The following is a 21,976-nucleotide window of genomic DNA, read 5'->3' as shown; positions in this document are numbered from 1 at the left end:
TTTATTGCTCGATGTAAGGATACATTAATGTTACGTTTATTATGATGATTCCTCTGCAAATGAGCGAAATTTGATAGAACATTTATCTGCTGTACGATTTAATGAACTTAATGATACAGCATTACAAAAACAATCGAAGTTTATAAAATAACATTTTTATAAAGATGATTTCTGATTGATCAGAACCCTACCCTACAATTTTGACTAATTTTATTACTCCCGAAGGAGGTGATGACATGAATATATCATATGTGAATAGCAACAAAACGACATCTTTACCTGTTGAACTAGATGCACTAAATAATAAAGATATCTCTTATGCCAAAGATTTCTTTTTATATATAGAAATACAGTTAAAAATTGCAAAAGATTTTTGTAGACCTGGAGAAGAAGTATCAAGTTCTATTGCAAGTACAGTTTTTCACGCTTTTATTGATTTAGTTAACAAAATCAGGGGAAAGAAAGATTGTATGTATATTTGTACGCTTTGCTGTTTTGCCGAGGAGGTTAAAGGTGATTATTCTCATTACAGGACCTTTTCATTTGATATTGGTAATCAATATAAGGTTAAACTTACACAAAGCGGAAAAAATGAGTTCTCTTTAACTTTAGAATTTAATGATACTGAAATTGAATGTCAGAAAGTCACAGGCAATAAGGCAAAGCATATTCTTGAGGATATAGCAGAATACTATCGTAACAAACCCGGCACTTATTATTAAGTTTAATAATGATTAGAAATGCAGAAATTATTACCCCGCACAAAAAACAGGGAAAGGAATTCCAGATAATTAGGATAATATTAACAATAAAAGAACTAACAACGTTTATTATCTCTCACGTAGAACGATGGTATCAAAAAAATCATCTATAAAGAAAGAGTGAAAGCGACGACAGTTTAATTTCACTGCAGGCTGGGTAATTCCAGCCTGCTTTCCTGCATTACATCACCGCAGCAAACGCCTTTGCCACACGTTGTACATTTACCGTATTTAACCCGGCGACACACATGCGACCGCTGGCGATGAGATAGACACCAAATTCTTCACGTAGTCGGTCAACCTGAGCGGCACTTAAACCGGTATAACTGAACATGCCGCGCTGATTAAGCAGATAATCGAAATTGCGTTCTGGCATCTCTGTGCTTAATACCTTCACCAGTTCCTGACGCATTGCCAGAATGCGAGTACGCATCTCTTCTACTTCCGCCAGCCAGCTGGCTTTCAATGCCTCGTCATTCAGCACTGCAGCCACCACCTGCGCACCAAAATTCGGCGGGCTGGAGTAGTTGCGGCGAACTGTTGCTTTCAATTGCCCCAGTACGCGGCCTGCGGCTTCGGCATCTTCACACAGAACAGAAAGTCCGCCAACGCGCTCGCCGTAAAGGGAGAAAATTTTCGAGAACGAATTGCTCACCAGAGCGGGTAATCCAGCGCTGGCAATGGCGCGAATGGCGTAGGCATCCTCTTCCATACCGGCACCAAATCCTTGATAGGCAATATCAAGGAATGGGATAAGCTCGCGGGCTTTGAGAATTTCAATCACCGCATCCCACTGGTCATTAGTGAGATCGGCACCCGTTGGGTTGTGGCAACATGGATGCAGCAACACAATACTGCGGGCAGGTAATGTTTTCAGCGTCGCCAACAGGTCATTAAAGCGCACGCCGTTAGTCGCTTCGTCATACCAGGGGTAAGTACTTACTTCGAATCCAGCCCCGGCGAATATTGCTACGTGGTTTTCCCAGGTAGGATCGCTGACCCAGACGCCTGATTCCGGAAAGTAGCGTTTCAGGAAATCCGCGCCCACTTTCAATGCCCCTGAGCCGCCAAGGGTTTGAATGGTTGCTACGCGCTGTTGTTGCAGTACCGGATGGTCGGCACCAAACAGCAGCGGCGCAATGGCATGGCGATAGCTGTTAAGCCCTTCCATCGGTAAATAAAGCGAAGCGCCATGAGGCACCGCATTCAGGCGCGCTTCCGCCTCCGCCACGGCTTTCAGTTGTGGAATAATTCCGTCTTCGTTGTAGTACAGACCGATACTTAAATTCACTTTGTCGCTGCGAGGGTCTTCTTTAAAACGCTCCATAAGCGTAAGAATCGGGTCGCCAGCGTAGGCGTCAACTTTTTGAAACACGCGATGGTTCTCCAGGTTTACGGGCAGGTGGTTAAAACACAATAAACCGGAAGAAGGCGAAGATCGAGTGGATGTTCAGGGGCGAACGGCAATTAGCAACAGAGTGAGACTCATGACAAACGTACATCCGCCAGAGGCACGACCTTTATAAGAGCATGAAAGAATATCAACTTATTGAATTGGTAGGATTTTATTGGCCGGATAAGGCATTCACGCCGCATCCGGCACAGACAATCAAATATTACAGAACGATTAATCCACGTATTTCATCGCGACCCTTGAAGTCAGGCGCGTAATAAGTTCGTAAGCGCTTACTTTCGTCATTTCAGCGATACGTTCTACGGGCAAACCTTCACCCCACAAAATGACCGGGTCCCCGGCTTTATCCTGTGCCTGTGGACCTAAGTCTACGCAGATCATATCCATCGCGACTCGCCCGACAATCGGCACTTCGCGACCGTTCACCAGCACTGGCGTACCAGACGGCGCGGCGCGCGGATAACCATCGCCATAGCCCATCGCAACTACACCAAGACGAGTATCACGTTCGCTTATCCAGGTTCCACCATAACCGACAGGCTCTCCGACTTTATGCTCACGCACGGCAATCAGGCTGGAGGTTAGTGACATCACTGGCTGACAGCCAAAATCGGCACCGGTGGAGCGATCTTCCAGCGGCGAGACGCCATAAAGAATGATGCCCGGGCGCACCCAGTCAAAATGCGACTGTGGCCAGAGTAGAATGCCACCCGATGCGGCAATGGAACGTTGACCAGGTTTGCCTTCGCAAAAGGTATTAAAGATAGCGAGTTGTTTCTCGGTTGCGCCACATTTTGGTTCATCCGCGCGCGCAAAATGGCTGACGATATTCACCGGCTGACGAACGTTTTTGCACTGGGTCAGGCGATGATAAAACGCCTCAGCCTGTTCCGGCCTTACGCCCAGACGGTGCATACCGGTATCGAGTTTCATCCAGACGGTAACCGGCTCGTCCAGGCTAGCCTCTTCCAGCGCAGCCAGCTGTTCTTCGTTATGCACGGCGGTATGAAAATGTTGCGCAGAAATCGTCGGCAGATCTCTGGCATCAAAAAAGCCTTCGAGTAACAGTACAGGTTTGGTGATTCCCCCCGCACGCAGTCGCAGAGCTTCTTCGAGACGGGCTACGCCAAAGGCGTCAGCATCGGGGAGCGTTCGCGCGGTCTCAAGAAGACCGTGACCATAAGCGTTCGCTTTCACCACCGCAACCATTTTACTGGCAGGTGCCAGTTCACGAAGACGTTGCAGGTTGTGTCGCAGAGCGCGGCGGTTAATCACAACAGTTGCCGCTTGCATTTGTGTTCCTTGATAAGTGTTTGCTTTAATTACCTAATTCATAAAATAATTATTATTCGTCGTCGTACTGCGGCCCCGCATAGTTGTCGAAGCGCGACCATTGACCGTTAAAGGTCAGGCGTACCGTCCCGATTGGGCCGTTACGTTGTTTACCGATAATAATTTCCGCGATGCCTTTTAAATCACTGTTTTCGTGATACACCTCATCACGATAGATAAACATGATCAAGTCCGCATCCTGCTCGATAGAGCCAGATTCACGCAGGTCGGAGTTGACCGGGCGTTTGTCGGCACGTTGTTCCAGAGAACGGTTCAACTGGGACAGCGCCACCACCGGCACGTTCAGTTCTTTCGCCAGTGCTTTCAGCGAGCGGGAGATTTCTGCAATTTCCAGCGTACGGTTATCGGAAAGCGCCGGTACGCGCATCAGTTGCAGGTAGTCGATCATGATAAGCCCGATGCCGCCGTGTTCACGGGCAATACGGCGTGCGCGGGAACGCACTTCCGTTGGAGTCAAGCCGGAGGAGTCATCGATATAGATATTGCGTTTTTCGAGCAAAATACCCATGGTGCCGGAAATGCGCGCCCAGTCTTCATCATCGAGCTGCCCGGTACGGATTTTAGTCTGGTCAACGCGCGACAGCGACGCCAGAGAACGCATCATGATCTGTTCTGATGGCATCTCCAGCGAGAAGATAAGTACCGGTTTATCCTGCAACATCGCCGCGTTTTCGACGAGGTTCATCGCAAATGTTGTTTTACCCATCGACGGACGCGCGGCGACGATGATCAAATCCGACGGCTGCAAGCCAGCGGTTTTTTTGTTGAGATCGTCATAACCGGTGTTTACCCCGGTAACGCCATCGTGTGGCTGCTGAAACAACTGCTCAATACGCGCCACGGTTGCGTCGAGCACATCGGCGATGTTCTTCGGCCCTTCGTCTTTGTTTGCACGACTTTCGGCAATTTTAAAGACGCGGGATTCAGCCAGGTCCAGCAGATCTTCACTGGTGCGCCCCTGCGGATCAAAACCGGCTTCGGCAATCTCATTCGCAACCGAGATCATCTCACGGACAACGGCACGTTCACGCACGATGTCAGCATAAGCACTGATGTTCGCTGCACTTGGCGTATTTTTTGACAGCTCTGCCAGATAAGCAAAACCACCGACGCTATCGAGTTGCCCCTGGCGTTCCAGCGATTCCGCAAGAGTAATCAGATCGATAGGACTACCGCTTTCCTGCAAACGCGCCATTTCAGTAAAGATATGACGGTGTGGGCGGGTGTAAAAATCGTCTGCTACCACACGCTCGGCTACATCATCCCAGCGTTCGTTATCCAGCATTAAACCGCCCAACACCGACTGCTCCGCTTCGATCGAGTGCGGAGGCACTTTCAGCCCGGCAACTTGTGGATCGCGTTCGCGGGGTTCAGCCTGCTGTTTGTTGAAGGGTTTATTTCCTGCCATAGTGAATGGAGTTACCGAGATAAAGAATGGGTCGAAACTTTACCATATGAAGCAGACCCTGACGATACGTTCTGGAGGACACATGGCAACACGAATTGAATTTCACAAGCACGGTGGCCCGGAAGTACTTCAAGCCGTAGAGTTCACTCCTGCCGATCCGGCGGAGAATGAAATCCAGGTCGAAAATAAAGCCATCGGCATCAATTTTATCGACACGTATATCCGCAGCGGCCTTTACCCGCCGCCATCGCTACCCAGCGGATTAGGTACCGAAGCGGCAGGCATCGTGAGTAAGGTCGGCAGTGGTGTAAAGCATATTAAGGCAGGCGATCGTGTAGTCTATGCGCAGTCGGCGTTAGGCGCTTACAGCTCTGTGCATAACATTAATGCGGATAAAGCGGCGATTCTGCCTGCGGCAATTTCTTTTGAGCAAGCTGCAGCATCTTTCCTGAAAGGCTTAACGGTTTATTATCTGCTGCGCAAAACCTATGAAATTAAACCCGATGAACAGTTCCTGTTCCACGCAGCAGCTGGCGGCGTTGGCTTGATTGCCTGCCAGTGGGCAAAAGCCCTGGGCGCGAAACTTATCGGCACCGTAGGAACCGCGCAAAAAGCGCAGAGCGCGCTAAAAGCGGGCGCGTGGCAGGTTATTAACTATCGTAAAGAGAATCTGGTCGAGCGGTTAAAAGAGATCACCGGTGGTAAAAAAGTGCGCGTGGTGTACGATTCCGTGGGCAGAGACACCTGGGAACGGTCGCTGGATTGCCTGCAACGCCGCGGCTTAATGGTGAGTTTTGGCAACTCATCAGGTGCGGTTACCGGTGTGAACTTAGGCATTCTCAATCAGAAAGGCTCGTTGTATGTGACACGCCCTTCCCTGCAAGGCTATATCACCACGCGGGAGGAACTAACCGAGGCCAGTAATGAACTGTTCTCTTTGATTGCCAGCGGTGTGATTAAGGTCGATGTCGCCGAGCAGCAGAAATATCCGCTGAAGGATGCGCAGCGTGCGCATGAGATTCTGGAAAGCCGCGCGACGCAAGGTTCCAGCCTGTTGATTCCATAAAAGAAATAGGGCTTCCACCTGGGAAGCCCTTTCTTTTTATAGTTCGGCTGTATGTAGGGTACAGCACGATGAATCTGTTAGAGGCGCAATAGTGACAGATTTGATTATCAATTCCTATTTTGTTCTAAGGATAAAACCTTAGGTTGTGATCATCCGCACAATCCCTTAGTAACGCCAGCGGTCATAACGCTGATATTTCGGCACTTTTGGTGCTTTAATCGCCTTAATAACCCACACCACCGCAATCGTCAGGAGTAACCACGGCAGCAACTTAATCATCAATGCCAGCATACCGCCGAGGAACATAATGGCCGTCGCCACAACCAGCGCGGCGATAATGCCCAGCAACGAAACGCCGGTGACCATCAACATGACAAAAAAGCCAATCACAAAAAGTAGTTCCAGCATGATGCTCTCCCAAATATGAAATCTCTTGCAGGCATTACAAGAATCATGCCAAAAATAATCTATTGATTTAACAGCAAAACGCCCCGCGACGGTGCGCAGGGCGTGGTGAATTTGACTACTTTTTGGTGAAAAGTTAACGCTTATCCGCCACCAGTTTGAGCGCGTGTTCCAGCACGTTAATGTCAGCACCCGCTTTATGGGCATTTTCACTTAAATAACGCCGCCACTGCCGCGCGCCAGGAATACCCTGGAACAAGCCCAGCATATGCCGGGTAATATGGCCGAGATACGTCCCCTGGCTGAGTTCACGCTCAATGTACGGATACATGGCGCGCACTACCGCCACCGGATCGGCATCGGTATCCGAGGAACCAAAGATCTCCCGGTCTACCGCCGCCAGAATACCCGGATTCTGATACGCCTCGCGCCCGACCATCACGCCATCCATATGTTGCAAATGCGCTTTAGCTTCTTCCAGCGACTTGATGCCACCGTTAATCGACATCGTCAGATGCGGAAAGTCACGCTTCAGTTGATACACACGCGGATAATCGAGCGGCGGGATTTCACGGTTTTCTTTCGGGCTTAACCCCGAAAGCCAGGCTTTACGTGCGTGGATGATGAACATCTCACACTCGCCTTTGCCGGAAACGGTGTTGATGAAATTGCAGAGAAATTCATAGCTGTCCTGGTCATCGATGCCAATACGCGTTTTCACCGTCACCGGAATCGACACCACATCGCGCATCGCTTTCACGCAGTCGGCAACCAGCTGCGCATTACCCATCAGACACGCACCAAACATGCCGTTCTGCACCCGGTCAGACGGGCAGCCGACATTCAGGTTGATCTCATCATATCCGCGCGCTTCTGCCAGCTTCGCACACTGCGCCAGCGCCGCCGGATCGCTACCGCCGAGTTGCAACGCTACCGGATGTTCTTCTTCACTGTACGCCAGGTAATCACCTTTACCGTGAATAATCGCCCCTGTGGTCACCATTTCGGTATACAGCAGCGTATTGCGGGAAAGCAGACGCAAGAAATAGCGGCAATGTCTGTCCGTCCAGTCGAGCATAGGAGCAATGCTAAACCGAGAATTCCAGTAAACACCAGTTTTTTCAGGCATCACGCTGGTTTGATTAATTTTTTGTGTTTCATGATTATCGTGCATTTTTGAACATTTCAGGCTATTTTTCTCGCATTAGGTTCCCGCACAGGTTCCCACGTTTTATGGGAACCCGAAATAACGAGGTCGTGTAATGGCGTACTATAACATAGAGAAACGACTAAAATCCGATGGCACACCACGCTATCGCTGTAATGTGATTATCAAAGAAAAAGGTGTTATCACTTACAGGGAAAGCAAAACATTCCCTAAACATGCTCATGCCAAAACATGGGGCACACAGAAAGTGATGGAATTAGATCTATATGGCATTCCATCATCAAATGCAGTTGACGGACTTACAGTCCGTGACTTACTACACAAATATTTAAATGACCCAAATGCCGGAGGTAAAGCAGGCCGTACTAAAAGATATGTGCTGGAACTGCTTATGGATAGTGACATCTCCGCGATCAAACTATCTGAACTGACAGAAAATGACGTAATTGAACATTGCAGGCTAAGAAACAACGCTGGCGCAGGTCCAGCAACAGTCAGCCACGATGTTAGTTATCTTGGCAGTGTTCTGGATGCGGCCAAACCTGTATACGGAATTAATTACACATCAAACCCGGCGAAAAGTGCTCGTCCATATCTACTTAAACTTGGTTTGATTGGTAAATCAAACCGTCGTAATCGTAGACCAGCATCTGATGAACTGGACATGCTCATTGAAGGCCTTCAACAACGATCTACTCATAAATGCTCAAAAATTCCGTTCGTTGATATCCTCAAATTTTCTGTGTGGTCCTGTATGCGAATCGGAGAAGTATGCCGGTTACGATGGGAAGATCTCGACCAGGAACAAAAATCTATACTCGTAAGAGACAGGAAAGATCCACGCAAAAAGGAAGGCAACCACATGAAAGTAGCCTTGCTTGGGGAAGCCTGGGATATCGTCCAACGACAGCCCAAAAAATCGGAATTCATTTTTCCATATAACAGCACTTCTGTTACTGCGGGATTTCAGAGGGTAAGAAGCAAATTAGGTATTAAGGATCTGCGATACCATGATTTGCGTAGAGAAGGGGCAAGTCGCTTATTTGAGGCTGGTTTTAGTATTGAGGAAGTAGCCCAGGTTACAGGGCATCGTTCATTAAACGTGCTATGGCAGGTATATACCGAACTGTATCCGAAATCTTTACATAATCGTTTTGAAGAGCTCCAAAGGAGCAGAAATAAGACCCCTTGACACTGTTTATCCATACAGTTAAAAATAATACTGTATACAAACACAGTATAGAGGGACTTTTATGCGTATTGAAATCTGCATAGCCAAAGAAAAAATGACTAAAATGCCAACCGGTGCTGTGGATGCGTTAAAGGAAGAATTAACCCGACGCATCAGTAAACGTTATGACGATGTAGAGGTGATCGTAAAAGCCACCAGCAACGATGGCCTTTCTGTTACACGCACCGCAGATAAGGATTCTGCAAAAACTTTTGTTCAGGAGACTCTGAAAGATACCTGGGAATCTGCTGACGAGTGGTTTGTTCACTAATTAACACGTAAAATCGGTAACGGCTGGAAATCATTCAATAATCGCACTATCGAAAGTTCGCCAGCCAGCCGCAGCACGTTCTTGCATACGACGTGGCTGCGGCTTCCAACATTAGACAAATAACTCTTTAAATTGCTTTTAAATTATTTCGTTTGAATGCCAGTAACAGGAAATCGTTTATATAGGGTTGATAGCCCAACGTTATAGATACGTGCAACATAACGCCGTGATTTCCCTGCCGCTATGAGCGCTCCCATCTGTTGCCACTGCTCGTCGCTAAACTTCGGTCTACGCCCACCAATCCGGCCTTTGGATCTGGCAATAGCCAAACCAGCTAAAGTTCGCTCGCTATTCAAATCAGATTCATACTGCGCAGCAGAAAGAATATTACGGAAATTATAGCGACCACTTGCTGTTTTCAGGTCTACGCCATCTGTAATACTCCGAAAATTAACACCTTTTTCGTGCAGATTTTGAAACATCAATAGCGCATGCAGCACATTTCTCCCTATCCGATCTAACTTCCAGACAATCAACTCATCTCCACTTTTCATCACCGTAATTAATTCCTTTAACACAGGGCGATTAGCTGTTCTGCCACTGGCATATTCTTCATAAATTCGCTCACAGCCAGCTGACTCAAGTGCAAGACGTTGCAACTCTGTATCCTGATGATTTGTTGATACACGAACATACCCGTAAATCATGAGTGCTTCTCCTGTTGTAAAAACAGGAGAAGAGGCGAAATATCACCTGATTCAGAAAAATATTTCAAAGGTTGGTTTGGGAGAAGCGGCAACGAGGAACGTCGGAACGGATACCGGGCAAGTACCAGATATGAGTAGTTTTACAACGGGGCACTCTGGAGCAGCAGACTGGCCGAATCCTAAATCTGGATGGAGTAAGGGGCCGGATGGGGTAATTACACAATGGGGTATTTTCGGTTTCCCCGTTGGACAGACAGGGACGAATGTTGTTTTCCCGCTACCTTTCCCCGCGCGGGTCGAATCAATTACACTGACAATGGCAGATATCCAGGAGTCTCTGCTTTCTCCAACAACCATGCCTGCTTATGGAGTTAACTCAACTGGTACTTCAAGAACGGGTTTTACAGCCCGTATGTCAGGTAGCGGTGGGTTTAATCTTTGCTATATAGCGAAAGGGAGATAACAGAATGAATAAAGTTAAAAGTGTTTACAGCCCTTCCGAAAATGCAATCTACAACGCAGCGCTATACGAAAGTTATATCAAGGAGGGGACATGGCCGCAGGATGGTATTGAAATCAGTGATGAGGATGCTGTCAGATTTAATGGGGGAAATAAGCCAACAGGAAAAATGCTGGGAATGGTTTCAGGGGCCCTTGCATGGGTTGATGAGCCGCCGCTTTCACCAGAACAGAAAATATCAGATGCAGAAAACATGAAAGCCACATTTCGTGCAAAAGCTGACAGTGAAATATCCTGGCGTCAGGATGCTGTTGATGCGGGCATTGCAACTGATGAAGAAACTTCAACTCTCACCCAATGGAAGAAATACCGTGTACTGCTGATGCGTGTTGATACTTCAACAGCCCCCGATATTGAATGGCCTACGCCTCCGGCAGTTCAGGCCAGATGACATCCGGCGCGGTGCTGGTATCTGTTACCGTCACCGCGTCAATGTAATCCAGCACGGCGTTAAGTCGGGTTGTTTCTGCCTGCGTCAGCTTCCGCCCGGCCTGTAATTTCAGTTGAATCAGACTGATGGAAGCCATTGCAGCATCAATCAGCGACTGGCGCTGTGCTTCTGCCGCGTCTACTGCGGCACTATGCTGTGCCTCAGTATCAGTCACCCATTTCTTACCATCCCATTTATCGAATGGCGTTAACGGGGCGATAGTGGTTGTATTTTCAGGATAATCACCCGGAGCTGTGATTTCTTTGGCGTCTCCCGTTTCGGTGTTATAGACGATTTCACCGCGATGGTCTGGCACATATTCCCATGAGTTTAAATCCATCGAACGGCAGATAGCATAACCCGCCTTATGTATACCAGGTTCATCCAGACAGGAATATGCAGGGATACCGACACCAATGGCAAGATATTCATTTGAAGTAGAAATATATTCCCGAGTTTTACCATCATAGTTATAGACTGTAATATTCCCCGCCTTCGTGGCAATAAGCTCGCTATTTAATACGGCGTTATCCATTATGCAGCCCTCACGATAAAGTTAAATGCAATATTTCGTGGACGGGTTTCACTCCCGCCAGTATTACCGACACTCCCTCGTGTATGTAGCGTTGGTGATGGGATCAGACTCCCTCCGGCAGCGGCAGCATCAAGCCCCCTGCCTTGCGTATATGCTCTTCTGAAGATTGTCGCCAGTTCCCATTCCTCTTTTGAGTCATACCCATCGTTGGCGACAACAGGATGACGGTGCTTTTCCAGCATTCCGGCCTGAATACTCAATAAAACACGTCCTGCATCAATACCGCGCCCGTCATCCCAGCCACGAATAAACTCACCGCGTAAATCAGGTAATTTATTTGTCGGATAAGCCTTTGCCAGTTCCGGGTATTCTTCAGCAGAAAATGCCGCACCGTTGCATTTCAGCCAGCCTGTTGGCGGTGTGGCTGAAGGCCATGGAACAGGCACACCAACAGGTAATGCAGAGCCTTCTCCCAAACCAAGGTTTTCGAGAGCCGTTTTCACCGTGCCATCCGATTTGATATCGCCAAACGGATTCTTGCGGCTTAACAGCAGCGCACGAAGCGCGGTAAGCAGCTGGTCATGCCGCCCCTTCTCCAGGCTGGCACCGGATGCCTCCACCACGCTGCAGAGTTCTTCCTGCAACATGTCAAAGTAGTCATCATCCAGATCGGTGGCAGGTGTGCCGGTCTGGGGGTTACCACGGGTAAAACCGTTCTTACCCGCGCCGAACTTATCCTTCTGCGCGGTTTTCGTGTCTATACGATGCATGGATTACTCCGGATATTTAAAAATTACGTAGGTATGCGAAGGGCAGAGTTTGTTAAGCACACACTCGACAACGGTGTCGCCCCAGATACGCAGTGCGGAATCACAGGGATCACCACATGTCATCCAGGTGGTGTTGGTGGCAGCTGGCATGTTGACCTGCCAGTAATACCGCCATTCAGGCGCGTTCACAGCGTCAGTACAGGCCGATGAGCAGGTGAACGTGCTTTTGTCGTATCGCGTGATGGTGGCATCTGGTCTGCCCAGGGCAGCAAGCTGTGCAAGATAAAAATCCTCGTTGATGCCGCCCGCCAGGTTAACCTTCGCATCCAGTCGTTGCTGACGCTGGCGAAGGGTCTGTGTTCCTGCGGGAATACATTCATCCGGCAGGCCGCACAGACGCTCCCAGCGATTTATCAGTTCGGTGGTGGTGCGCGGATCCAGCTCCCGCATCAGGGCATCCGCACGCTGATGAACGCGGGTTAATGACGGTGCCGCACCGGCAATCGCCGGATCGCTGGCTGACCACGCCGGACCGGGCGGCAGCAGTGCCGACAACAGACGGATGTAATCATCGTTTGTCACGTCCATGAAATCGTCCCCAGAACCGCCAGTTCATTTTTTGCAATGGAGATATTTTCCGCCGGTGCAAGCAACTGATGGCTGTATTCCCCGTTCGCACCGGAAATCGCTTCACTGATACGCGACACCTTCAGTTCTCCCTGCGGATAACCATCACGCAGCAGGAACGAACGCAACTCCGCGGTGATGGCAGCCCGTATTTCCGGTGTGTCCGGCGTCACACGGATATGAAAATCCACCGTATGCGCCACCGGCCTGAACACATGCAAATCAGAGCCTGCCACCGGGGCCAGTGGCCCGATATGTTGTCTTGCCGCCGTTTCCGTTGATTCTTCCGGAATGGGATTAATCAGGTCACTGCTGGCAATCATCACACCGACAGTCCCCGTTCCCATCCAGTGTCGGTATGTCCATGCGCGGGTAATGCCGGGCACTTCTTTAGCCCAGACGACATAGTCCCCGTCAGCCCCGCCCTGAGGCGTCCAGTAATACCGCTCAATGACGCGGGCGCGCCACGTTTCCAGCTCTTCAGTATCAAATCCGCCTGTCAGGGTGTCAGCCACACCGGAAGACGGCAGACCATTCACCGGCGTGACCAGGATTAATGCCGTACCGTCGTCAGCGTTACCGACCGCGCCTGTAGTTGAGCAAGTGATCGGCACACGCAGGACACCACCAGTGCTGATTGCATCGGCAGTTGCCGTGTACTGAACCAGGTCATCGCGCTGAATAACACTCCCGGCGGTCACCTTCAGGCCATCGCTGACACCTTCCCAGCGCATATACCCGCTGGCAGCCGTGGCCCCCTTGCGCGGACACCGTTTCATCGCAGCATGTCGCGCCAGCCAGGACTCATCGCACAGATCAGGCAGCATGTTCATTGCCAGATAATCGATGTAACCGTAAACCGTATGCAGCGCCGCCGCATACACCTTTGCCCGCACGTCTTCATCCATGCGCCGGAGCGTGTCGCTGACGTCCAGCCTGGCGAATAAATCGTTACGGAGCATACTGATATTTTCTGCCAGCGTCGGGCGCTGAAATTCACTGTCCGCCATGCGTTATCGCACTCCACAGATCATCAAAAGAAATCATTACCGGTCCGTCACGACGCCAGAGAGTGATACTGTTACCCAGTTCATTAATCCCGGTGCGGCGGATATCCAGATCAATACGGGACACCACGCCATCATCAATCATCCATTGCAGGCATTCGCGGATATACCCCCTTACCGTCTGCACCAGCTGATTGGTCAGTTTGCTGCGCTGAAGCAGCCACAGTCGGGAGCCGTAACGGTCATTCTGTACCGCAGGCCAGGTATCCCCCCACCATCCCATCGGGACGTCGGCGTTGTCATCAGGCTCCGCCCGCCGCCAGGTAAACAGGGAAATCACCACGGCGCGGGTCAGCGGATCCAGCGGTGCGCTGGCGCAGGTGCGTTTACCGTTCACCGTCAGCCACAGTTCCATCATGCCTCCATCGCTTTATCAGGTTTGTCGGTGTTACTGCCCTGACCGTTCTCTCTGTGACGATGCCCGTTATAGGCAAGCCGCATCGCTGACATGGTGGTACCGCTGGAGTCGCACAGGTCTTTCACCTGTCCTGTCACTTCCAAGTCCATTTCAAAACGTGCTTTAGGTGAATTGCGAAACGTGATCGTTTTACCTGCACCGTCCACCACGATCCCCTCCCGGGTCAGCGTCACGGACTGCCCCTGATCGTCATAGACAGCCACCTCACCCGTCTGCAGCCCTTTCAGGCGGTAACGCCGATCCGACACCGTAACAACCACCGCATGAGAACGGTCGCCATCCGGAAACAACACCACCGCTTCCGCACCGCTGTTTGCCCTTGCGGTAAAACCGTAAGGTTCAAGATGTTCAACCCCGGCTTTGGGTTCACCGGCAATCAGGGACACATCCACGGTCTGACATTTCGTTGCGGCACTGATGCTTTTCACCACGGCCCGCCCAATCAGCCCGAGGAGTTGTCGCTGTATGGTTTCAATCGCCCTCATCAGAACGGGTCCTCCTGTACTCTGGCTTTTTTCTTTTTCCGCGCGCCGGGATCTTCGGGTTCAGGCAGATAAGCATCAGGCGGGCCGACACGGATTTCCGTCAGGGTGCCGTTCTGGTCCTGAGTAAACGTGACTTCCGAAACAAGCAGTTCGGTATTGTCGAAACCACAGACCGGATCAAAGACAATCACCCGCTGGTTGGGCTGCCACAGCGTACCGTTACCCTGTCGCCAGCCCTGCACCACATAGGTGGTTTCATCCGTCCGCGCCGCCCGTTGTCGGGCTTCAAAGTCAGCACGCGCAATACAGCCTGCCCCCGTGGCCTGCCCTGTCTGCCTGATATACATCGGACGGTAACGGGCAATAAATGCGTCCTCTGTGCGGGCCCGCAGCGCGGTGGTGGTGGCCTCACCGAAATCATCGTCGTTTCCGGCACGCTGCCCCGCCACCTGGTAAACTGAAAACCGCTCCCGGATACTCTTCTCCGTATCACAGGAAAGGATGTTTTCCCCAAGTACCAGCGCGGTATGTGCCCGCGTTGAGCCAATACCGCCAATCACCAGCCTGCCGTGCGGGTCGTCGTAAGCCAGTGCCTGCTGCTGACCGAGTATTTTGTTGATTACCTCAATCACCGTTTCACCGTGATCAGGCTGGACGTCAGGAATAACACCCGACGGCGCACCGTTGTTCACCACCTCAATGCCGAAGGGCGCAGCAAGCGCCTGCGCAATCTGTACCAGCGATCGTCCGTTAAACTGTGTCGGTTCGGCTGCACAGTCAATCAGATCAGCGGTTAGACTGCGTCCGGCAATACCAGTGCTGACCGAACGGGCATCGTAACGAACGGGCGTCGCCTCCACCCAGCCGGTGATCACCAGCTCATCACCAATCAGCACTTCCACTTTTGAACCGTTTTTAATGCGCGGCTGAAGCGTGGTGATACCCTCATCTCCCGGCCACTGGCGGGTGATCTCCACACTGAAATCCCGCGCCAGTCGTTCAACACCGGCACCGATGCGCACCGATGTCCAGCCATTCCACTCCCGGCCATTTACCCGTAGCGTGACGTTATCGTTCATTGCACTGGCACCTTCAGAGGGATCACCGGCACAAAGCCGGGATGCGTAATGGCATTACGCCGGATAATGTCCGCGTCACGCGCCGCGTTATCAAACCAGGTCGCCGCCAGCACCAGCGCGGGTAAAACCTCATCCGGTGTGCGCTGAATGATCCGTGCAGACTGTTCAAGGCGCGTGTTGATATCCGCATTCAGATCTGCTTTCACCCGGCGCAGCGCCAGAAACAGCGCATCACTGGTTGTACGGGACAACTCCTTATCAATTGCCGTATTCAGTGTGTCGCGAATGTCAGTCAGTTCTTCCCACGTCGGCAGGTCAACTGTGTTTTTCACCGCCGGTGCATTGTTCAGTGCCGGATGCGTGACGGAAGGCCAGCCAGTGCTCTGCGCAGGTGTTGTTGCCTGCCCCACTGCGGAATTCTGCATCACCGCGGAAGTTGTTGGCGCAGGCAATCGGGTGACGGCATACGCCGCTTCGCTGATTGCGGTCGTACGAAGGGTGCTGGCAACCACGTTACGCTGCTGCGTCGCCGTGGCGGTGGTTTTACTGTCCGTTTTCCAGACGCCGCGCGGTTGCAGATCGCTGCCGAGGCTGACACCGGAAAGCGTTTTGATCATGGTGACCAGGTCGCTGGCGTTACCATAAAGGCGTTTCCCGGTACGCCACATTTTCTGCACCTGCTCAACGAAATTTTTGCCTGACGATGGCGGCGGCAGAAGTACCGAGATATCCCCCTGCAACAGCCTGGCGGCATCCGATACGGCAGAATCCACCACTTTCATCGCATCAGAAACATACCCCAGCATTATGCTGGCATTACCGATAACGTCGTTCTGCACAAAATCCGCCACACCATCGATACTGAAACCGCTGAAGCTGTCACTGATGCAGTCATCCAGTGCAGAACAGGATGACATCAGCGTCTGCGCCGTCGCCGCACCTGATGTGGGGTAAGAGAGTTCTCCTGCTTCGACAAACTTCAGGTCAAAGCGGACAATACGCCCTTCACTTTTCGATGTGCTGACCCGAACTTCCCCGTCAACACAGACTTTCAGCTCACCATATGTCGGGTGGACAAGCGTGCCGGGACCGGGTTTATTCAGCGCTTCAATCAGGCGATCGCGCTGGTCAAAGCAGTCATCTCCCACCACATAAGCTGTGATGGACGGGCGGAAAGTGACTTTTCCCAGATCTTCGGTATAGGGCTTGTCGCGGTTCGGATATTCGTGTGTTTCCACACGGCGACCGGTTCCCGCACTTTCTTCTTCAACCTTAAACGGTACGCCGCGAAATGACGCATCCTGAAGCCTGTCTTTCCACGTCATATAAACTCCGGATACAAAAAACCCGCCAAATCTGCTTTGTCAGTTATTTACATCGCAGAAGATGTGGCGGGAACCTAATATTTTTAATTACTATCTGAGTTGAACATCAATGGAATAAATATTACCACTCTTTATAAATTTAGAATCTGTCCTTTCATCAAAAGATTCAAATGACTGTACCTTTAAAAACTTTTTCATTTTATTTTCAAAAATACTTTCATTAACACCAGTTAAATACTTGAACGCTCTACCAGCAAGGACCTCATTACTTAAATCCATTGTGTTTTTATTGTCTTTGAAAAACCAAACAATAACCTTTTGTGGGCATGATGGATTATAAACAGATATATAAAACTGCGGCTCATATTTTTCATCAGCGTCATCACTAAGCATTTCTTCAGAAGATAATTCTCTTCTGAATTCATATTGCCGCTTAGTTATTCCTTCATCCTTTATTATCTCTTGCTTAACTGGTGCAATACCTATAGAAGAGATTAATTCTGACTCATTAAAGCTGAACTTACACTCTTCCGCAGCCAAGTTAAAAGATAAAAGTGCAGATATAAAAAAAACAAAGATACGCATAATCATCCCTTCAATCATTTGTAAGGAATGATTATATTAACTACTTAAAGCTGAAAACCCAAATTATGCCAGACAAAAACACATTAATCATTTTGTACACTACCTGAACCGCGTATAGCCAACATCATGGCTGACATCAAAACCGCTGGATCGCGTTTCCATAACCCGCATACCCGGAGGCGAATTCACAAAAGAGACCTTGATCTCACCATCAACTTTTGGCACAGAAGCTTTGTTAATCATGAAGGGATTCGAGCCTGTGGCATCGGAGGCGTTGTTTGACTGAGCCGGATCCACCGCCGGATAAGGTGTGTATCCCCGCGCCGGTATTCCCGTCCCATAAGCATCATAAGCACCCGCGCCCCACTGCGCAGAGTTAATGGCATCGACCGTGTCACCGGAACTGTCGGTAAACCACTCAATAATTGGCTTCAGCTTGTCCCACATATCCTGAAACCACTTAACAACCGGTCCCCAGTTATTGATCACCATCCCCAGCGGCGACCAGGCAAAAACCTTCTTCAGAAGTTCCCAACCTGCCTCAAAATAAGGACCAATGGTTTCCCAGAGCTTCTTGAAATAAGGTCCGACAACATCCCAGTTAGTGATAATTAATCCCGCAGCCAGAGCAATCGCCGTCGCAATCATGCCAATCGGCGTCATCGACATAATCCTGCTGACAATACTGATGGCACCGCCAACGCCCATCAATCCCAGTTTCAGAATCGCAAGACCGGCAGCAAGCCCGACGACGCCGCGAATAACCCGGGGATTTTCATCCGCAAACTTCGTGAATTTTTCCCCTAACTCCCCCAGCCATTGCGTGATATTTTTGGCGTCACCAGAAAATGCGCCGCCAATAGCCGCAAGGCCGTTAGTTGCGGTCCCCGTCATTGCCTCCCACAGGTTGGACAGCGTACCAAGCTGGGCCTGAACACGTTTATTCAGGCTGGCCTGTTTATTCATCTTCTGCTGGATCTGATCGTAGCCATCCTTTCCTTTATCGATTAGTGCATTGACCACCTGAAGGGTTTCGGCATCATCACCAAATATTGCCTTAAGTACACCTGTTCGCTTAACGTCGGTCAGTTTTCGCAGCTTTGCCAGTTGCCTGAACATGTTATCAAGACCGCCAAAACTTCCTTTGCCGTCAGTAAAATCGAGCTGTACCCCGAGTTTCTGGCGGGCCATGATTTTATTGACGTCCCTGATTTTCTTAACGCTTAATCCGGACTGGATAACTTTTCGCAGGGCGTTACCTGCCGACTCCCCGTTCATCCCCATCTGATCCATCATGACGCTGATGGGGGCAAGGCTCTGTGCAGCCTGAAGACCGTCCTTGTTCACCATCTTCAGAACAGAGCTGGTTTTAGTGAAGAAGGACAACATGTTGGTATCGTCAACACCCAGATAAAACGCCTTCTGGATAGTGTCGAACAGCCCCATCATGTCTTCTGACGCCGTTCCGGTAGCATCCTGCATCTTTGCAGCAAACTCAGCAGCCGCTTCCGGTGTTTTTTTCAGTTGTACCGCAAGATAAGCTGTCGCTTTACCCACACCGCCAAGAATATTTTCTGCCGGGATCCCCTGACGCACCAGCATCTGCATCATGTTCTGGAAATCAGCCGTTGTACCGGGTAGCTGGTTACCCAGGCCAATAGCCAGTTTATTGATGTCCTGAAAGCTCTTTCCGACCTCGCCGTTCGCATCCATCATGGCGACTTTCAGCCCGGTGGCGGCGTTTTCCTGATCGGCATAAGATTTCAGGGAAAGCGTCAGACCCGCTGCCAGTCCGCCACCAAGCGCCAGCCCACCCTGTGACGCTTCTTCCGCCTGGCGTTTAAATCCCCGGATTTTCTTTTGCATTTTCGACAGCGCGGGAGAAAGCCTGTCGACACCGGTGATCAACGCCTTAAGCTCAAATTCCGCCATGTGTGCGTTTCTCCTGCTCTATCCTGTTTGCCTGACCGACCAGCAAGGGAATTTCACTGATCGGCATATTCAGCAATTCGAAAGGATTAATGCGCCAGTAGCTGGCGCAGTCAAAGAAGCGATCAGTGAGGTATTCAGCCGTCAGGCCTGGAGGAAAAAACCAGCCACAAGCCACGCCGCTGCATTCAGGTCTGCCGGAGACATCTGGTCGACAGAGCTTTGCGGCACTTTCGCCAGCCGCACAATGTATTTCGACACCACATGCGCCAGAAGTCTGACTGACTCATCCTGATTCATCTGGTAGGGATACCCCAGCTCGCGGACATCCTTCCCGGTGGGTTCATCAAACTCCAGTACGGAGAGTGTCTCACCATGAGCGATAATCGGTTTCTTTAACTCAAGCTCTTTCATTACTGGTAATCCCCTTCTTCACCGTGGAACTCAAGATCAACCGTGCCTTCTTCGGCATTATGGTTCGCTTCGCCGTGCAGCCAGGCGGACGACAATACATAGACCTGACCGTTCGCCAGCTCGGCAGTGATGGTCATCTCATCAGACGAGGTGATTTTGCTCACCGGAAAATTCTTCGGCACCTTGAAGGTCCCTTTGACATAAGGCGCACGGTGAGTTTCCTTGCGGTCCACTGAACCGTCCAGGCCGATGATGTCATCATTGACCGTCCTGTTCATGGGCACCTCAATGCCGCCGGTCAGCGATAGCTGCTGACCGTCAATTTTGAAATAACAGGTTCCCCCGATACGGGCCATTATGCAGACTCCTCTGAATACTGAAGACGGAACTGGTTAACCACGGCAAAGACACGCAACTGGTTAACATAGTCAGGCGGGAACAGCGTGTTCAGGCGGTTCGGATCGCTGGCATCACGCTCCACAACCAGGTACTGCTTAAACAGTTCGTAGTTTTCCACGATCCCCGCACGCTCAAGCTGACGGTAGGTTGCCAGCAGTTCCCCTTTGATCACCGCCGGTGTGACAATCGCCTGACCGGGACCAAAGCGGGTACCGTCGCTGGCAAGCTTGTGACGCCCGTACTTACTGGTAATGACGGATTTCAGTTTGCGCAGCACATACGCGCTGGTATGCAGCGTCTCGCTGTCGAGGTAGCTGTTATCCGCAACACCGTAAGCGTTTTTCCTGTACGTGGTGACATCACGCTGAATGCGCAGCACCCCGCTTTCGACATACGCCGTTGCCACGCCATGAGACAGCAGGGTCTGTTGTTCGGTCATCGTGAACCGTTTCCCCTTCGGCGCAGGCAGCATACCCACCAGCTCACCGGTCTGCGTGGGACGTGCCGGATCGTTGCGAATAAACACCGCTGCGCGGGCGGTACGGCTTGCCGCCAGCTCGTCGGCAGGCGTCTGGGTCTCTTTTTCGTATCCCGCCAGGGTAATGTGCTGCTGGTTAAACTGGTCACCTGCGTTCACCAGTTCTGACAGCGTGCCGATCTTTGCCGTATACACATGACCATACAGCTGACGCGCATAGCTCCAGCGACCGCTGGTATCGTTCATCTCTGTCACCAGCGTGTTAACGGAGGCCGTGTCGTTGAACGGCAGGCCAATATAATCAAACGGCTCATCCGCCATTGCAGCCACCGCGCCGGTGAGAACCGGAGCGCCCGTTCCGGCGCTCCCCGTCGCCACAGCAATCTGTACGCCCGCTGGCAGCACTTCGCCCCCACCAAAGCCGTAGTAATTGAGGCTGACAGGAATTTCATTCCCGCAAAGCCCCTTATGACGCGCGGTCAGCGTGACCACGCCTGCCGAAGATGAGGCCGTAAACGGCAGGGCCGGAACGGCATTAATGGCATCTTTGATACTGCTGGCAATCGTCGTGACGTTATCGCCGTTGGTCACCGGTGCCTGCACGCGGGTACGTCCCACATAAACATTCACCGTGCCGGTTTCGGTTGCCGCCCCGGTCACCGTCAGCGTAACCGTTGCCGCCGCGCCCGTTGATTCAGGAACGGCAATTACATACAGTTCACCAAACGGGTCGGTCTGGCGATAAGCCTCGACCATACGCGCCAGCTGACTTCCCGCACCACAAATCTGGCGTGCATAGTCTGCCGACGGCATCAGCACCAGACTGTTGGCAACAATCTCTGCACCGTTATTGGCATGACCAATCAGCAGCGATGCTCCGCTGTCCTGTGCAGTATTCGCAGCCTGGTTATCCATTTCCGCATAAAACAGCGGAACCAGCGTATTCGACGGAATGGTGTTAAAGCTTATCGTCATCGGTGTTCACCTTTTTATTCACGCGCCGGATATCACCCGCTGCTTCACGGCGCAGCCAGTAGTTGTTCTCATCAACATTTCGCCCTTCGGCGGGCAAAAGGTCGCCGTGGGCAGGGTCAGGCACTGACCGCCCTTTAACAGGTTTGACAAACATGA

General features: G+C 51.0%; 26 protein-coding genes and 1 pseudogene. 7 read left to right on the top strand and 20 right to left on the bottom strand.

Annotated elements, in window-relative coordinates; translation table 11 throughout:
- The first annotated feature begins 236 nt into the window (after positions 1-236).
- Together HUZ68_RS01270 and HUZ68_RS01265 are read left to right on the top strand one after the other, a co-directional pair.
- Positions 237-441 (top strand): annotated as a pseudogene (locus tag HUZ68_RS01270) (hypothetical protein).
- Between the two features lie 29 nt (positions 442-470).
- On the top strand, positions 471-722 hold the full coding sequence (locus HUZ68_RS01265; RefSeq protein ID WP_216348314.1) for a hypothetical protein: 252 nt from the start codon (positions 471-473) through the stop codon (positions 720-722).
- A gap of 220 nt (positions 723-942) precedes the next feature.
- Here the strand turns inward: HUZ68_RS01265 and tyrB are convergent, their stop codons facing one another.
- The 3 genes from tyrB to dnaB all read right to left on the bottom strand — a co-directional run bounded on the left by tyrB (position 943) and on the right by dnaB (position 4,936).
- Entirely contained in the window at positions 943-2,136 is a 1,194-nt protein-coding gene (tyrB, locus tag HUZ68_RS01260) for an aromatic amino acid transaminase (protein WP_033814904.1), read from the bottom strand.
- Between the two features lie 252 nt (positions 2,137-2,388).
- On the bottom strand, positions 2,389-3,468 hold the full coding sequence (gene alr, locus HUZ68_RS01255) for an alanine racemase (RefSeq protein WP_001147332.1): 1,080 nt from the start codon (positions 3,466-3,468) through the stop codon (positions 2,389-2,391).
- A 52-nt stretch (positions 3,469-3,520) separates the two neighbouring features.
- Positions 3,521-4,936, bottom strand: coding sequence for a replicative DNA helicase (gene dnaB, locus HUZ68_RS01250; protein WP_000918363.1), 1,416 nt, complete (start codon positions 4,934-4,936; stop codon positions 3,521-3,523).
- 82 nt (positions 4,937-5,018) lie between these two features.
- Between dnaB and HUZ68_RS01245 the strand changes: the two genes are divergently transcribed.
- Positions 5,019-6,002, top strand: coding sequence for a quinone oxidoreductase (locus HUZ68_RS01245; protein WP_239594011.1), 984 nt, complete (start codon positions 5,019-5,021; stop codon positions 6,000-6,002).
- Positions 6,003-6,167: 165 nt separating this feature from the next.
- On the opposite strand, the gene pspG is transcribed toward HUZ68_RS01245, so the two are convergent.
- Together pspG and dusA are read right to left on the bottom strand one after the other, a co-directional pair.
- Positions 6,168-6,410, bottom strand: coding sequence for an envelope stress response protein PspG (gene pspG, locus HUZ68_RS01240; protein WP_000891409.1), 243 nt, complete (start codon positions 6,408-6,410; stop codon positions 6,168-6,170).
- A 133-nt stretch (positions 6,411-6,543) separates the two neighbouring features.
- A complete protein-coding gene (dusA, locus tag HUZ68_RS01235) occupies positions 6,544-7,581 on the bottom strand; it encodes a tRNA dihydrouridine(20/20a) synthase DusA (protein ID WP_000543829.1) in 1,038 nt (345 codons plus the stop codon).
- An 88-nt stretch (positions 7,582-7,669) separates the two neighbouring features.
- Here dusA and HUZ68_RS01230 point away from each other — a divergent pair, with 88 nt between their 5' ends.
- Both HUZ68_RS01230 and HUZ68_RS01225 read left to right on the top strand, forming a co-directional pair.
- Positions 7,670-8,767, top strand: coding sequence for a tyrosine-type recombinase/integrase (locus tag HUZ68_RS01230; protein WP_021557428.1), 1,098 nt, complete (start codon positions 7,670-7,672; stop codon positions 8,765-8,767).
- Positions 8,768-8,828: 61 nt separating this feature from the next.
- On the top strand, positions 8,829-9,077 hold the full coding sequence (locus HUZ68_RS01225) for a DinI-like family protein (protein ID WP_001217553.1): 249 nt from the start codon (positions 8,829-8,831) through the stop codon (positions 9,075-9,077).
- 143 nt (positions 9,078-9,220) lie between these two features.
- Here the strand turns inward: HUZ68_RS01225 and HUZ68_RS01215 are convergent, their stop codons facing one another.
- A complete protein-coding gene (locus HUZ68_RS01215; RefSeq protein ID WP_000639149.1) occupies positions 9,221-9,784 on the bottom strand; it encodes a recombinase family protein in 564 nt (187 codons plus the stop codon).
- Here HUZ68_RS01215 and HUZ68_RS01210 point away from each other — a divergent pair.
- Entirely contained in the window at positions 9,783-10,247 is a 465-nt protein-coding gene (locus HUZ68_RS01210; RefSeq protein ID WP_239594010.1) for a gp53-like domain-containing protein, read from the top strand. The genes HUZ68_RS01215 and HUZ68_RS01210 overlap by 2 nt on opposite strands.
- Positions 10,248-10,251: 4 nt before the next feature.
- The gene (locus HUZ68_RS01205) at positions 10,252-10,695 is read left to right on the top strand and encodes a tail fiber assembly protein (RefSeq protein ID WP_001045290.1); all 444 of its coding nucleotides are present in this window, start codon (positions 10,252-10,254) and stop codon (positions 10,693-10,695) included.
- On the opposite strand, the gene HUZ68_RS01200 is transcribed toward HUZ68_RS01205, so the two are convergent.
- The 14 genes from HUZ68_RS01200 to HUZ68_RS01135 all read right to left on the bottom strand — a co-directional run bounded on the left by HUZ68_RS01200 (position 10,667) and on the right by HUZ68_RS01135 (position 21,974).
- Positions 10,667-11,269, bottom strand: coding sequence for a tail fiber assembly protein (locus HUZ68_RS01200; protein ID WP_094304453.1), 603 nt, complete (start codon positions 11,267-11,269; stop codon positions 10,667-10,669). The two genes, HUZ68_RS01205 and HUZ68_RS01200, sit on opposite strands and share 29 nt — an antisense overlap.
- The gene (locus HUZ68_RS01195; protein ID WP_239594009.1) at positions 11,269-12,039 is read right to left on the bottom strand and encodes a phage tail protein; all 771 of its coding nucleotides are present in this window, start codon (positions 12,037-12,039) and stop codon (positions 11,269-11,271) included. The genes HUZ68_RS01200 and HUZ68_RS01195 overlap by 1 nt, the downstream gene beginning before the upstream one ends.
- A 3-nt stretch (positions 12,040-12,042) precedes the next feature.
- Entirely contained in the window at positions 12,043-12,627 is a 585-nt protein-coding gene (locus HUZ68_RS01190; protein ID WP_000383548.1) for a YmfQ family protein, read from the bottom strand.
- Entirely contained in the window at positions 12,618-13,676 is a 1,059-nt protein-coding gene (locus HUZ68_RS01185) for a baseplate J/gp47 family protein (RefSeq protein ID WP_224465535.1), read from the bottom strand. The genes HUZ68_RS01190 and HUZ68_RS01185 overlap by 10 nt, the downstream gene beginning before the upstream one ends.
- Positions 13,663-14,088, bottom strand: a complete 426-nt coding sequence (locus tag HUZ68_RS01180; RefSeq protein ID WP_000424732.1) for a phage GP46 family protein — start codon at positions 14,086-14,088, stop codon at positions 13,663-13,665. Before HUZ68_RS01180 ends, HUZ68_RS01185 begins: the two co-directional genes overlap by 14 nt.
- On the bottom strand, positions 14,088-14,636 hold the full coding sequence (locus HUZ68_RS01175) for a phage baseplate assembly protein V (RefSeq protein ID WP_001752126.1): 549 nt from the start codon (positions 14,634-14,636) through the stop codon (positions 14,088-14,090). Before HUZ68_RS01175 ends, HUZ68_RS01180 begins: the two co-directional genes overlap by 1 nt.
- On the bottom strand, positions 14,636-15,715 hold the full coding sequence (locus HUZ68_RS01170; protein WP_021567870.1) for a phage baseplate assembly protein: 1,080 nt from the start codon (positions 15,713-15,715) through the stop codon (positions 14,636-14,638). Before HUZ68_RS01170 ends, HUZ68_RS01175 begins: the two co-directional genes overlap by 1 nt.
- Positions 15,712-17,040, bottom strand: a complete 1,329-nt coding sequence (locus tag HUZ68_RS01165) for a DNA circularization protein (RefSeq protein ID WP_000219915.1) — start codon at positions 17,038-17,040, stop codon at positions 15,712-15,714. The genes HUZ68_RS01170 and HUZ68_RS01165 overlap by 4 nt, the downstream gene beginning before the upstream one ends.
- 90 nt (positions 17,041-17,130) lie before the next feature.
- Complete coding sequence (locus tag HUZ68_RS01160) at positions 17,131-17,625, bottom strand: hypothetical protein (RefSeq protein WP_023277704.1); 495 nt, start codon at positions 17,623-17,625, stop codon at positions 17,131-17,133.
- A gap of 99 nt (positions 17,626-17,724) precedes the next feature.
- A complete protein-coding gene (locus tag HUZ68_RS01155) occupies positions 17,725-19,557 on the bottom strand; it encodes a phage tail tape measure protein (protein ID WP_001752121.1) in 1,833 nt (610 codons plus the stop codon).
- A 141-nt stretch (positions 19,558-19,698) separates the two neighbouring features.
- Positions 19,699-19,968: a phage tail assembly protein gene (locus tag HUZ68_RS01150; RefSeq protein WP_000661047.1), complete on the bottom strand. Its 270-nt coding sequence runs from the start codon at positions 19,966-19,968 to the stop codon at positions 19,699-19,701.
- Positions 19,968-20,324: a phage tail tube protein gene (locus HUZ68_RS01145; protein WP_000090998.1), complete on the bottom strand. Its 357-nt coding sequence runs from the start codon at positions 20,322-20,324 to the stop codon at positions 19,968-19,970. Before HUZ68_RS01145 ends, HUZ68_RS01150 begins: the two co-directional genes overlap by 1 nt.
- On the bottom strand, positions 20,324-21,820 hold the full coding sequence (locus HUZ68_RS01140) for a phage tail sheath subtilisin-like domain-containing protein (protein WP_000155715.1): 1,497 nt from the start codon (positions 21,818-21,820) through the stop codon (positions 20,324-20,326). Before HUZ68_RS01140 ends, HUZ68_RS01145 begins: the two co-directional genes overlap by 1 nt.
- The gene (locus HUZ68_RS01135) at positions 21,804-21,974 is read right to left on the bottom strand and encodes a DUF2635 domain-containing protein (RefSeq protein WP_032225398.1); all 171 of its coding nucleotides are present in this window, start codon (positions 21,972-21,974) and stop codon (positions 21,804-21,806) included. Before HUZ68_RS01135 ends, HUZ68_RS01140 begins: the two co-directional genes overlap by 17 nt.
- Between the last annotated feature and the right edge of the window lie 2 nt (positions 21,975-21,976).

The sequence above is a fragment of the Shigella dysenteriae genome (assembly GCF_022354085.1).
In the GTDB taxonomy this organism is placed as follows: domain Bacteria; phylum Pseudomonadota; class Gammaproteobacteria; order Enterobacterales; family Enterobacteriaceae; genus Escherichia; species Escherichia coli.
The sequence above is the reverse complement of the archived record's forward strand: the minus strand, read 5'-3'. Positions and strand labels throughout refer to the sequence as shown.